General features: G+C 66.0%; 13 protein-coding genes. 7 read left to right on the top strand and 6 right to left on the bottom strand.

What is annotated here, in order from left to right; translation table 11 throughout:
• Complete coding sequence (locus KIH78_RS02315; protein WP_236034361.1) at positions 1 to 1,284, top strand: lactonase family protein; 1,284 nt, start codon at positions 1 to 3, stop codon at positions 1,282 to 1,284.
• 192 nt (positions 1,285 to 1,476) lie between these two features.
• Positions 1,477 to 2,094, top strand: coding sequence for a sugar O-acetyltransferase (locus KIH78_RS02310; protein WP_214311861.1), 618 nt, complete (start codon positions 1,477 to 1,479; stop codon positions 2,092 to 2,094).
• Between the two features lie 141 nt (positions 2,095 to 2,235).
• Here KIH78_RS02310 and KIH78_RS02305 read toward each other — a convergent pair whose 3' ends face one another.
• A complete protein-coding gene (locus KIH78_RS02305) occupies positions 2,236 to 2,601 on the bottom strand; it encodes a VOC family protein (RefSeq protein ID WP_219131063.1) in 366 nt (121 codons plus the stop codon).
• Positions 2,602 to 3,047: 446 nt separating this feature from the next.
• Here KIH78_RS02305 and KIH78_RS10855 point away from each other — a divergent pair, with 446 nt between their 5' ends.
• Positions 3,048 to 3,185, top strand: a complete 138-nt coding sequence (locus tag KIH78_RS10855) for a pentapeptide repeat-containing protein (RefSeq protein ID WP_219131138.1) — start codon at positions 3,048 to 3,050, stop codon at positions 3,183 to 3,185.
• Between the two features lie 244 nt (positions 3,186 to 3,429).
• Here the strand turns inward: KIH78_RS10855 and KIH78_RS02295 are convergent, their stop codons facing one another.
• The 5 genes from KIH78_RS02295 to KIH78_RS02275 form a co-directional block, all read right to left on the bottom strand.
• Complete coding sequence (locus tag KIH78_RS02295) at positions 3,430 to 4,446, bottom strand: helix-turn-helix transcriptional regulator (RefSeq protein ID WP_219131136.1); 1,017 nt, start codon at positions 4,444 to 4,446, stop codon at positions 3,430 to 3,432.
• Between the two features lie 213 nt (positions 4,447 to 4,659).
• Entirely contained in the window at positions 4,660 to 5,214 is a 555-nt protein-coding gene (locus tag KIH78_RS02290) for a hypothetical protein (RefSeq protein WP_219131062.1), read from the bottom strand.
• A gap of 127 nt (positions 5,215 to 5,341) precedes the next feature.
• Positions 5,342 to 5,521 (bottom strand): antitoxin VbhA family protein, encoded by a 180-nt coding sequence (locus tag KIH78_RS02285; RefSeq protein WP_219131061.1) that lies wholly within the window; start codon positions 5,519 to 5,521, stop codon positions 5,342 to 5,344.
• Positions 5,522 to 5,577: 56 nt separating this feature from the next.
• On the bottom strand, positions 5,578 to 6,879 hold the full coding sequence (locus KIH78_RS02280; protein ID WP_219131060.1) for an MFS transporter: 1,302 nt from the start codon (positions 6,877 to 6,879) through the stop codon (positions 5,578 to 5,580).
• A gap of 99 nt (positions 6,880 to 6,978) precedes the next feature.
• On the bottom strand, positions 6,979 to 8,154 hold the full coding sequence (locus KIH78_RS02275) for a PfkB family carbohydrate kinase (RefSeq protein ID WP_219131059.1): 1,176 nt from the start codon (positions 8,152 to 8,154) through the stop codon (positions 6,979 to 6,981).
• 320 nt (positions 8,155 to 8,474) lie between these two features.
• Between KIH78_RS02275 and rpmB the strand changes: the two genes are divergently transcribed.
• The 4 genes from rpmB (at position 8,475) to KIH78_RS02255 (ending at position 12,841) form a co-directional block, all read left to right on the top strand.
• Positions 8,475 to 8,672, top strand: coding sequence for a 50S ribosomal protein L28 (rpmB, locus tag KIH78_RS02270; RefSeq protein WP_214311887.1), 198 nt, complete (start codon positions 8,475 to 8,477; stop codon positions 8,670 to 8,672).
• 101 nt (positions 8,673 to 8,773) lie between these two features.
• On the top strand, positions 8,774 to 11,260 hold the full coding sequence (locus KIH78_RS02265; RefSeq protein ID WP_236034360.1) for an ATP-dependent DNA helicase RecG: 2,487 nt from the start codon (positions 8,774 to 8,776) through the stop codon (positions 11,258 to 11,260).
• Between the two features lie 90 nt (positions 11,261 to 11,350).
• A complete protein-coding gene (locus KIH78_RS02260) occupies positions 11,351 to 12,001 on the top strand; it encodes an RsmD family RNA methyltransferase (protein ID WP_219131058.1) in 651 nt (216 codons plus the stop codon).
• Between the two features lie 240 nt (positions 12,002 to 12,241).
• The gene (locus KIH78_RS02255) at positions 12,242 to 12,841 is read left to right on the top strand and encodes a nitroreductase family protein (protein WP_219131057.1); all 600 of its coding nucleotides are present in this window, start codon (positions 12,242 to 12,244) and stop codon (positions 12,839 to 12,841) included.
• Positions 12,842 to 12,876: the final 35 nt, after the last annotated feature.

Raw genomic sequence — 12,876 nt, 5'->3', positions numbered from 1 at the left:
ATGAGCGAAGACATCGACGTGCTGGTGGGCGGATTCGGCGCCCTGCAGGGATCCCACAGCCCGGGGATCGAATGGTATGTGCTGCATGTGGACCATACGGGACATGCGGATTACGTAGGGCGTGCGGGACATATGGGGCGTACGGATTCTGCGGATTCGGCCGACTCGGCGGGATATGCGGGCCCTGCGATTCATGCGGCCGCCGATGTGCCCGGGATCTCGCTGGAACGTGCCGGACTGCTGTCCGACCTGCCGTCGCCCTCATGGCTGGAGCGGGACGGCGACATGGTGTACGCGGTGCTGGAGAACAGCGATGAACTCGCCGCGCTGCGTCTGACCCGCGTCGGCGGCGAGCCGAGGCTCGAATTGGTGTCGCGCGTGCCCGTGCCCAGTGCCGGGCCCGCGCACGTGACGGTCGCCGTGGACGACCGCGGCGCGAGGCACGCGATCGTCGCATGCTATGTCGGCGGGGCCGTCTGCGTGTTCCCGATCGGTGACGGCGGCGGATTGGGCGAGGTGGCGCAGGTGCTGCACGGTGAGGGGCGTGGACCACTGCCGGCGCAGGAGGGGCCGCATGCGCATTGGGCGCTCGCGTTGCCCGACGGCCGCGTGCTGAGCACCGATTTGGGTGCCGATCGTATCCATGTGCATCGTTGGCGGGATGGCGTGCTTGTGCGTGTGGGCTCGGTGGTGCTCGCGCCGGGCACCGGTCCGAGGGACATGCACCTGCTGCCCGCACGTGACGGCGCGTGGCGTGTGGCCGTCGTCGACGAATGGGGCGACACGGTCACGGTGCTGGGACCGTGCAGCGGCGAGCTGGATGCGGGCGGCATCGGGGTGCTCGACACCGTCGACCTGGGCGGCGACGACGGCGATCAGGCCGCGTCGCTGGCCTTCGTGCCGGATGACGGTGACGGCCGGGGCGGTGCGGACCGTGATGGAATCGCCGGTGCAGGCCGTGATGGAGCCTCCGGCGTGGACCGTGGCGCGGAATCCGGCATGGTCTACGTGGGGCTGCGCGGGTCCGAACGCATCATCGCGCTGCGCTGGGACGGGTCTCGACTGCATCGTCTCGCCGGGCCGGATGGAGTCGGATGGCGCGGCCGCGGCGTGTCCAGCGGGGGCAGTCGGCCCCGTCATCTGCGTGCGGTTGGACGGGTCGTCATCGCGGCGAACGAGGTGTCGGACGATCTGACGGTGTTCCGCATCGCCCCCGACGGCGAACCGGTCCGGTGTCTGACGCTGCATGCCGGATCGCCCACCACCGTGCTGCCGTTGGACTGAGTGACTGAGCGTCCGATGGTCCGGGCGTCCGTGCGTGAGTGTGCGGCGCGCGGTCGGGCCGGTGCCCGATGCCGGGGCTGACCGCATCCGTTGCCCCCTCCCGGATTGCGCGACGTTCCGGCGCGGCATAGAATGATAACGCAAACATCATGGTGATTATTGCGCTGTGTCGATAAAGGAAAATGGAGTGTCATGACCGAACTCACCAACGCCGAGCGCCGCACCGCGCAACTGCCGTACCGCTACGATGATCCGAACATCATGGACGGACAGCTCGAATGCCAGGAGAAGCTGTGGGAGTTCAACCGCACCCATCCCACCGACGTGGACGGCAAGGAGCGGCTGCTCAAGGCGATGTTCGCCGAAATCGGTGAGGGATGTCACGTCGAGACGCCGGCACATGCCAACTGGGGGTTCGCGCACGTCCATATGGGCAAGGGCGTCTACTGCAACGTGAACTTCACGTGCGTCGACGACGCGGACATCACCATCGGCGACTACTGCATGTTCGGGCCGAACGTCGTCATTGCGACCGCCGGGCATCCGCTGCTGCCGGTCCTGCGCGAACACCACTACGTGTACTGCATCCCGGTCACGATCGGACGTAACGTGTGGGTCGGGGCGAACGTGACGATCCTGCCCGGCGTCACCATCGGCGACAACAGCGTGATCGGCGCCGGATCGGTGGTCAGCCACGACATCCCGGCGAACACCGTCGCGTACGGCGTGCCGTGCAAGGCCGTGCGCGAGATCGGCGAGAAGGACCGCGAATACTTCTACAAGGACCGTCGCCTCGACGTGTGGGAGTGAGTGCTCTTCGCCCGGTTTTCGCCCGGTTTTCATCCGGTTTCCGGGCGAGGGGTGCCCACGTGCCGATGGCGGCATCGTCGGCGTATGGGACGGGCGCATCCGTCCGTCCCATACGCCGCTTCCGTGGGATGCCTGCCGTGCCTACTGCAGGCAGGCTTCGATGTTGTTGCCGTCGGGGTCGTGGATGAACGCCGCGTAGTAGGTCGGGCCGTAGTTCGGACGTGGACCGGGCTGGCCGTTGTCCGTGCCGCCCGCCTCGAGGCCGGCCGCGTGGAACGCCTTGACTGCATTCTGGTCCGCGGCGCGGAACGCCAGATGCGTCGGCACGACCGGGTTGCCGTCCTTCGGGGACTCCAGCCACACGCTGTCGCCGTCCTCGGTGTTCTCGAAACACACCGCGCCCGGGAACTCGTGCTTCTTCGCGTATCCCAACGGCGCCAGCAGCTTCTCGTAGAAGTCCGCGCGCTCGTTCGCATCCTTGACGAACAATCCGACATGATCGATCATGGCAGCCTCCTTATGACTGATGACTGACGTTCGACTCACGGAACCCCACAGGGTATCGTGCGCGCGTATCGCGCCGGCGTATCCCGCCCGGTTCCGTCCCTCCCAGTGTAGTGCCGGAACGGCAAGACGTTGCCTACGTATTGCTCATGGATATGAATGCTGCGAGAAGCTTGTGTTCCCAACCGCTACGGAGAATGGTGATGATGCTTCTTGGGGCCAATGACAGGCCGGTGTCTGATAAGACACTGATGGCGGTGGGGGAAGGCGTATGTTGGTGGGCTCGAACCCGGCATGTGATGGAAACCAACCCGCTCAAGGCGAACTCTCTCTCATATCCCGCATATGGGAAGGCTCTGCAACAACGCCGAAGCCTGACTTCTCGCCGCACAGACTGGCGAAGACCCTTGTTCATCGATGCCATCGATGAACAAGGGCGCGATTGATGGCTGCTGAGTGGTTGTCGTCGCGTTTCGGGAGATGAACGGTGTTGTGTCTTATCGGGTTGTGTCTTATCGGGTTGTGTCTTATCGGGTTGTGTCTTATCGGGTTGTGTCTTATCGGACACTAGGTTGCCAGTACTGTGACTTTGTTTTGCGACCTACCCACTAATCGTTAGCATCCCCGTATCCCCGTATCCCCGTATCCCCGTATTCGCATCCCGTATCGCAGGACACAGATCATTGGCATCAGACGGTATAATCCGGAACGCGATGACGTATGCAATGCGTACCGTTGGCGCCTTGAGGTCCGGCCTGCGTCGGATCCTCATGAAGGGAGGGGAGGAACAGCATCACCATGCGTAGTGTCCCGCCCGTGGCTTCCGTTCGTTCACTTGTCGACATGATCCTTGAACAGGCCGACGATGATTCCGGTGACGGCGCACAGCAGACCGCCGATCACCCATGACATCCAGAACAGCGACCCAGGGACGAGGAACAGCAGCGTCAGACCGACGATCGTGGCGACGAGCATGATGATGCCGCTCAACGCCCCGGACAGTTTCACGGATTGCGGCGCGTCACCGGAACGTTGACGCCGGCTCCGCTCGATTTCCTTGTTGTAGCCGTCGATGTTCACCATGGTGTACCGCATGCCGCAGTAGACGAATCCGAACACCGCGGCCGCGGACAGCAGCAGCATGACCGCGTTCGGCCATCCCGCGGTGACCTCCCGCACCTCGTCCATGTATACGACGACCGCGATGCCGATTAGGATTGCCGCCACGCCCGCGACCACGCCGCATGCCAGAAGCCGGGATTCCCTGCGGCGGTTATCCTCGGTGTAGAAGTCCTTGACATACGGGTGATTCCGTCTGAACGCGGCATGCATCATGGCACCCGGGACCAACAGAACCAGTCCGATGATCACGCCCACGCAGATGCAGACGAACATCAGGAAGTCATTGAGCGGATTGACGCCGATGATCGAATATTCCGGGTCGAACAGGTTGGCGACGCCGACCGATGCGATGATCGCCGTCACGCCGGATGCGATCAGCATCGAGAATCGGAGGCGGTGGGCGTCGTATCCGGTGATGTCCTTCGGCAGAGGGGCGGTCGGAGCATCCTCCCGTTGTACGACCGTGCGAGACTCATCGGCGATGGTCGGGGTGGTCTCGGTCGTTCCCATGGGGGCCGCCGGCCGATCCACGTCGCCAAGCACCAGATCGTCAAGCGTACAGCCGAACAGGTCGCAGATCGCCAGCAGCTTGTCCATTTCCGGGTACGCCTTCTCGGATTCCCATTTCGAGATCGCCTGCCGCGAAACGCCGAGCAGCATGGCCAGCTGCTCCTGCGTCATGTTGCGCCTTGCACGCAGAGTCTGCAGATTGGTGCGGAAAGTCATCGTCATCATCCCCTCTGGTCGGTGGTGTCGGATCGTCGTGTCCGAACGATGATCCCACTGTGGCACGGTGGCGCCGCTTTCGCCACCATCTTGCGGTTGCCATGGTGAAACGCAACCGGACAATGCCGCGACCACGGCGCAACCGTTGGTTGCATGGGCGTCGATTCGCCGTTTTCTCACGAATCCCAAGTATGAGGGGGCAGGAACGGCGATTCACCGTTTGCCGCGCAGGTTATAGGGGTCGTAGGCGTCGGTGCGGGATTGCCGTTCCTCGCGGATCTCCTCAGCCGTCTCGCGGGTGATGCGTTGCAGCTCCCGGCGCCGCCGGTCGACCGTCTCCTGATCCTCGCCCCGCCACGGTCGTTCGAGGCCGATGATCTCCGCCAGGCGGATCGCTCCGGCGGCGACGCTCGCTGCCGCGACGGTCGCCATGTCCGCATGCCATACGGTCGCGAGAAGCGCGAGCCACGGCAGGGCGAAGGGCAGCGCCATCTTGACGGCGACCATCGGCCACGGCATCGGCGGTGCGGCGCGGTTCGTCGCCCGTCGCAGTTCGTAGTCGAGACGCGAGTCAATCAGCGAGACGCCCAGCCAGGTGATTGCCAGCGATGCGGCCAGCTCGCCGGCGTCGAACGCAGCGTGCGCGATGAACCGCAATCCCAGCCACGCGGCCAGCAGACTGATCGGGAACGAGACGATCGCGTCCAGCGTCAGATGTCCGCCGAGCATATGGCCGTAGCGCGGCCGGTCCTTCGTGTCGTCGTGCATCGGCATCCCCTCATTCCGGTCGGATTGATGATTTTTCCCCAAACGGTTCCTAGCGTATCGGCGCGTAATCGGATGCAGGGGCGTAGGTGGACACCTGTGTACTTGCGGTTTTGCGCATCCTAATCGATCATGCGATATTCAACCCGTAGCGGCGGCGGGTGCGATCGAGCAGTTCCCGTACGTCGATTTTCTCCTCGATATAGTCACGGGCGTCGGCGAGAAAACCGGGCGTGACGTCACCGCCTTCCAGATGCGCGGAATGGATGACTTCGGCCACGCCGATCGCGCGAGATTCCCGTTCCGTCATTGCAACCTCCTTTATGCTCCATGATACGGGCAATGCAATGGAGCGTGGGCCGAACCTCACGCCGTCTTGGTGGGGTCCTTCTGGAGGGTGAGGAAGACGAGGGCGACGACGAGCAGGATCGCGATCGACAGGACGCCGAGCGAGGCGTTGCCGGTCAGGGACGTGGTCGTGGCGACGAGGAACGTGCCCAGAATGCTCGCCGTCTTACCGAAGATGTCGTACAGGCCGTAGTACTCGTTGGCGTGCTCCTTGGGGATGATCTTGCCGTAGTACGAACGGCTCAGCGCCTGGATGCCGCCCTGGAACATGCCGACCAGAATCGCGAGGATCCAGAACTCCACGGCCGAGCGCAGGAAGAACGCGGCGAAGAACACAATGCACATGTACGCAATCACGGCTGCGACGATCATCGGCTTGCAACCGAACCGGCCGGCCAGACGGCCGTAGAGAATCGCGCACGGGAACGCGACGAACTGCGTGACCAGCAGCGCGACGACCAGCTGCGTCGAATCGATGCCGAGCTGCGTGCCGTACGATGTGCTCATCGAGATGACCGTGTTCACCGCGTCGATGTAGAAGAAGAACGCGATCATGAACATCCACAGCGGCTTGTTCTTGACCAGCTTGCGCAGTGTCCCCGCAAGCTCGGTGAACGTGCCGCGCACCGCCTCGCGCGTATGGTCGCGGGTCGCACGGTAATGGACCTGACGGTAGCTCGTGAGCAGCGGAATCGTGAACGCCGCCCACCACAGGGCCGTGATGACGAATGTGGCGCGTGTGCAGGCGGCCGTCGACCAGCCGAGCAGCGCGGGCCCGCCGAAGATCAGCGCGATGCAGGCGATGAACGGCACGGTCGAACCGACGTAGCCCCAGCCGTAGCCGTGCGACGACACCCTGTCCATGCGCCCGTTCGACGTCGTGTCGATGAGCATCGAATCGTAGAACGTGAGCGAGCCGTTCAGCCCGATCGTCGCGAGCACGTACACGACGAGGAACGGCAGCCACGTCAGCGGCAGGGCCAGCGCGGCGCACGTCACCACGCCTGTGCCGAAGAAACCGAGGAAGAACTTGACCTTCATGCCCTGCACGTCGGCGATCGAGCCGAGCAGCGGCATGAGCAGCGCGATCACCAGCGAGGCGATCGTCTGCGCATAGCCCCACGCGGACACGATGTTGCCGTCCGCGGGCATCAGCGACTTCGCATAAATCGGCACGACCGCGGTGGACAGCAACACGAACGCGGAGTTGCCCACGTCGTAGACGATCCACTTCTTCTCACGCGGGGTGAGCTTCGCGGACGCGTTCGGCGCGTTCGGCGTGGGCGGCGTGGGCCGGGCCGCGGTGGTGCTTGCGGACATGATGACTCCTGACGTTCGGAACTATCTGCAATCGTACGGAAGGCGAGAGCCCGCGAAAGCCGGTTTCAGATGAACGCAGGGTGAATTATGCCGTGTGGTTCAGGCCTCCGAACGATTGTCCGATGACCCGTCCGCCGTCCCATCGGATCGCCCGTCCGTCGAGACTCCGGCGAGGGCGATGGCCTCCTCGGCGGTGGGGCAGACGGGCACGCCGGACACGCTGCGTTGGATGGCGAGCGAGGCTGCCGCGTTCGCGATGTTCACGGCGTCCGGCAGCGACCACCCGCGCGCGAGCATCGCGCACATGGCTCCGGTATGGCAGGAGCCGGCGGAGCGGGTGTGCACGCCCTTGGTGGGATACCCCTCCACATGCACCGTGCCGCCGCCGGGCTCGCGCACCCAGGCGCCGCGCGAGCCGGCTCGCACCACGAGCGGCGCGCGCAGCGTGGAGCCGAGCGCCTCGCACAGCGCGTTCATCGCCTCGTCGAACCCGCCGCCCACGGTGAGCGCCGCGTCGTCGTCGAGGACCACGCCGAGCCGTTCGGCCAACGTGCCCGCCTCCTGACGGTTGCAGGACCAGATGGGGCGTGCCAGCACGAGGTCCTCGAGCAGATGGTCGTTGACGAGTTTGAGCGTGTTGGTGGGGTTGATGACGAGCCGGTAGTCGCGGGCCTTCGGATCGGTGCCGGCGAAGTCCATGAACTCGTCGATGCCGGCGGCCGTGTGGTCGAGCAGCGTGTTGCCGGAGATGTGGACGACGTCGCCGGCGTCCGGCTCGAGCGCCTCGAACGTGTGCTCGTCGCCTCCCGCCTCCGCGCCGTAGTGGGCGACGAACGTCTTGCGGCCGTCACCGTCGTGGAAGACGAGGCGGAAGCCGGAGTCGGCGTCGAGGCGGCTCGGCCCCACATGCGCGATGCCGGCATGCTCGTAAGCGTCGCGGATCATCGAGGCCCACACACCGTTGCCGATGATGCCGGCGTGCTCGGCGGGCGCGCCCATGCGGCTGGCCGCGTCGAGCACGCGGTAGCTGCCGCCGACGGAGGGGTGCGCGGCTTCGGCCACGGCGAACCCGCCGCTGGAGGGCAGTTCGTCCACGTTCATCATGATATCGACCCACACCTGGCCGAGCGAGATGACGGAGGGGATGTGCGCGAGCCCCGATCCGTCGTCGCCGGTGCCGGTCGCGTGGTCCGCGGGGTCGCCGCCCTGCGATGCCTCATCCCATTCGCGTTGTTCCTTGAGCTGTGCGAGACGTTCCCCGATATGGCTGATCATGGCATCCTCCTTGACGACGAGATAGTGCCGTTGTACGGCAAGTCTATGGACGTTTGCTGAAAGTACGCAATGGTCATCGGGGATGATTTCGCCCGGAAAACCGGGGATGCCGTCCTCATATAGTTCTCATATAGTCCTCATGCCGTCATTCCGCACGTGCCTGGCCGCCCCGTCGCGGCGGCGGTTCGTGGCGCGTGTTGCGGTTGTCCGCGTTTCGGGATATATTCGTGAAGTTGTGTGTTCGGCTAGATGCGCGGGAGCTCCCGTGCGCCCGGCCGAATCGCGAAAGACTTGACAGTCAAGGGTAAAGGAAGTCCATCATGGCAGCTCGTTGTGCAGTGTGCGGCAAGGGTCCGCAGGTCGGATACACCGTGTCTCACTCGCATATCCGCAACAAGCGCACCTTCCGTCCGAACCTTCAGTCCGTGCGTACCACCGTCGAGGGCGAGAATGTCCGCCTCCGCGTGTGCGTCAAGTGCCTCAAGGCCGGCAAGGTTCAGCGCGCGGTTGTTGCGTGAGTGCGCGATAGCGTAAACGTTCGAAGGCCCCATCGGTTCGCCGATGGGGCCTTCGTTTTTGCCCGGGCCGGCGTCCGTGCGCACGGCAAGAATGGATGGCTATGAGCATTTCGATGGATACCCCCGTAGCGTCGCTCCTGACGAACAGGCGCCGTGCGTCCACGCTCAAATCGTTCGGCATCGTCACCGTGGGCGACGCGTTGACGTATTTCCCGTTCCGCGTGGCCGATCCGGTGCCCGCCCGCGCCCTGCGCGAGGCGCGCGTCGGCGAGCCGATGGCGTTCGTCGCCCAGGTGCGTTCCTCCCGCGTGTTCCAGGGTCGTTCCATGCGATTGGTGGCGACGGTGGACGACGCTGCGACCGCCGCCTCCCGCGGCATGCCGCAGGGGCAGGCGCAGCTCGTGTTCTTCTCCGGCAAGAAGGGGTACATCGACTGGTTGTCCCGCCGGCTTGCGCCCGGCGCCACCGTCGTCATCGCCGGCACACCGAGCGAATACAGCGGCCAGTTGCAGTTCCAGCATCCGCAGACCCTCACCGTGGCGCCGACGTCCGTGGCGCCTGCGTTCCCCGCCTCCGCTTCCGGCGCGTCCGATCCGTGGCGCGCGTTCGCCACGCCCTCGACGTTCGCGCAGGGGACGCCCGCCCCGGCTCCGGCATCCGGCCAGTCCGCGTACGACGCCCCTTCGGCCGACGAGGCGATGGCGCGCGTCTGCCGGCCGCGTCCCGTCTACCATGCGTCCGCCAGATTGTCCAGCGAACGCATCCACGAGACGATTCTGAGCCTCATGTGGGCGCTCGGCGGACGCGACATGACGGCGCCCGGCACCGACGACATCGCCCTGCAGCGCCACGACGACGAGGAACGCTTCTCCGGCACGCTCGCCGAAGCCATCCCGGACATCCTGCCCGAGGAGGTGCGGGCCGAACGCGGCCTCATGCATCGGGCGGAGGCGTTCCGCGCCATCCACGAACCGCAGTCCACCGAAGCGTTCCGACGCGGCATCGCCACCCTCAGATACGAGGAGGCGTTCGTCTGCCAGACCGCGCTCCTCCAAGCGCGACGCAACGCGCACACGTCGCCCGCCCACTCCTGCCCGGACGACCCCGGCACGGGTCTGCGCGACCGCTTCATCGCCTCCCTGCCGTTCACGCTCACCAACGGACAGCGGCAGGTGGTCGACGACATCGCCGCCGACATGGCCGAACCCACGCCCATGCAGCGCCTCCTGCAGGGCGAGGTCGGCTCCGGCAAGACCGTCGTGGCGCTCGCCGCCATGCTCCAGGCCGTCGGCGCAGGATATCAGGCCGTGCTCGTCGCCCCCACGCAGGTGCTCGCCGAACAGCACCATGACACCATCGCACGCATGGTCGAAGACCTCGACGTGCCGGTCACGCTGCTCACCGGAGGCATGCGCCTCGCCGCCAGACGCAAGGCGCTCGCCGCGGCCTCGAGCGGCACGCCCGGCATCATCGTGGCCACGCACGCCGCGTTCTCCAAGACGTTCCAGGCGCCCAACCTGGCGCTCGTCGTCATCGACGAACAGCACCGGTTCGGCGTCGAGCAGCGCGAATCCCTGAACGCGAAATCGGAGGACGGCACCACGCCGCACCTGCTCGTCATGACCGCTACGCCCATCCCGCGCACCGCCGCCATGACCTGGTTTGGCGACCTCGACATCTCCTGGCTCACTGAGCTGCCCGGCGGACGCAAACCCATCCGCACCATCGTGGTCAACGAGAACGACGGCCCCACGATGGCGCGCATGTTCACGCACATCCGCAACCGCATCGACGCGGGGGAGCGGGCGTACATCGTGTGCGCGCGCATCGACGCCGACGAAAGCGACGACGAGGACGGCTCCTCCACCTCCCGCACGCGGGCGAAGGGCGCGGGACGCGGCGAATCGGCCGGTACGGACGGCATCGACGACGCGTACGAGCCGTTGGACGAGAACGGCGAGACCGTGGCCCGCCCGCCGCTGCACGCGGTGGGGGAGATCGCCGCACGGCTCGAATCCCTGCCGCAGTTCCGCGGCATCCGCTTCGCCACACTCACCGGACGCGACAAGGACGAGACGAAGACCGCCGTCATGGCGTCGTTCGCCTCCGGCGAGACGCCGATCCTCGTGGCCACCACCGTCATCGAGGTGGGCGTGGACGTCAAGCAGGCCAGCTGCATCGTCATCTTCGACGCGGACCGATACGGTCTGTCCCAGCTGCACCAGCTGCGCGGACGCGTGGGACGCGGCGGCACCAACAGCTGGGCGTTCCTCGTCTCGCGCGCCGAAGCCGGCACGCCGGGCGAGGCCCGTCTCGAAGTCATCCACGATTCGCTCGACGGTGCCGAGATCGCGCAGGCCGACCTCGAATTCCGCGGTGCGGGCGACGTGCTCGGCGACGCCCAATCCGGTGCGAAATCCAGCCTCAAGCTGCTGCGCGTCGTCAAGGACGCCGAGCTCATCACCGACGCGCGCACGCGCGCCGAACGTCTGCTCGCCGCCGAACCGGACCTTGCGGGCCATCCGCAGCTCGCCGGCGCCGTGCTCGACTTCACTCGCGGCAACGAGACGTTCCTCACCTCCAACTGACGGGTGGTCCGGCGTGCGGCTTGTCGTGCGGTCCGGCTCACGGTCCGGCGTGCGGTCCGGCGTGCGGCCGCTGCCGGTACAGTGGTGTGCATGCGAGTGATTTCCGGACGATTCAAAGGCATGGCGCTGACCACGCCGAAAAGCGTGACCCGCCCCACCACCGACCGCACGAAGGAGGCGATCTTCTCTCGCCTCGACGCATGGGGCGTGCTCGACGACGCGCGCGTGCTCGACCTGTTCGCCGGCACCGGCGCGTTGGGCGTCGAAGCGCTGTCGCGCGGCGCGCGTGAGCTTGTCGCCGTGGAATCGAACGGTCCGGCCGCCGCGCTCATCGCGAAGACGCTCGTCTCGCTGAAGCGTTCCCGCGGGTGGGAGCAGGGGATGCGCGCGCGGGTGGTGCGCGGCACGGCGGAACGGTTCGCGGCGCCGGCGCATGCCGTCGCGACGAGGGACGTGCCGGCCGCGTCGTCGGCGGAGACGCCGGCGGAGGGGACGGTTGCGACGTCGTCACGCGCCTTCGACGTCATCTTCATCGATCCGCCGTACGCGATGGAGACCACGGCGTGCGACGCGCTGCTCGCCGACCTGGCCGCATCCGGACTGGCCGCAGACGGTACCGTCATCGTGCTGGAGCGTTCCGTGCGGTCGGACGATCCCACGCCGCCGGAAGGTTGGGAGACGTCCGACAGGCGCGACTATGGCGAGACCGCGGTGTTCTATCTCGAACATGGACGGGACTGACGTCCCTGTCTTCCGCCGATGTGGCCTGCGGGCGATACATGCGGCCCGTGGACGACGCGGTGCGACACGCCGTCGGAGCCGTTGGAAAACGCCGTTTGACCTCTCGAATCGATATATGCATGTATATTGATATCTCGAAACGAGATATGTCAGTGTCCGTGTGGACGACGCCGGTTCCGAAGGGAACGTCATGGAACGGTGTGCCGGCCCGCGGACGGACGAATACGGAAAGGAAATCCCATGTCCTTCGTCACCGCCCTGGAAACCCGCCGCTCCCAGTACGCGCTCACCGACGCCTCCCCGATCAGCGATCAGGAGATCGCCGACCTCGTCAAGAAGGTCACCGTGGACGTGCCGAGCGCCTTCAACTCCCAGCCGCAGCGCGCCGTCGTCCTCTTCGGCGACGCCAACCAGAAGCTGTGGGACATCGTCAAGGAGACCCTGCGCAAGGTCGTGAACGACGAGGAAGCCTTCAAGTCCACCGAGGCGAAGATCGACTCCTTCGCCGCCGGCCACGGCACCGTGCTCTTCTACGACGATGAGGACGTCACCAAGCAGCTGCAGGAGAACATCCCGGCCTACGCCGCCAACTTCCCGGGCTTCGCCCGCGACGCCGCCGGCATGCTGCAGCTCGCCGTGTGGACCGCCCTCGCCGAGAAGGGTCTGGGCGCCTCCCTGCAGCACTACAACCCGCTCATCGATGAGGCCGTGGCCGCCGAATTCGGTCTGCCGAAGAGCTGGAAGCTCCAGGCCCAGATGCCGTTCGGCGTCGTCGCCCAGCCCGCCGGTCCGGTCGAGAAGAAGCCGGCCGACGAGCGCGTCAAGGTCTTTGGCCTGTAAATCAAGGTCTTTGGCCTGTAAATCAAGGTCTTCGG

This window comes from Bifidobacterium saguinibicoloris (assembly GCF_019331725.1).
GTDB classification, from domain to species: Bacteria; Actinomycetota; Actinomycetes; order Actinomycetales; family Bifidobacteriaceae; genus Bifidobacterium; species Bifidobacterium saguinibicoloris.
This window is presented reverse-complemented; position numbering and strand designations above follow the sequence as displayed.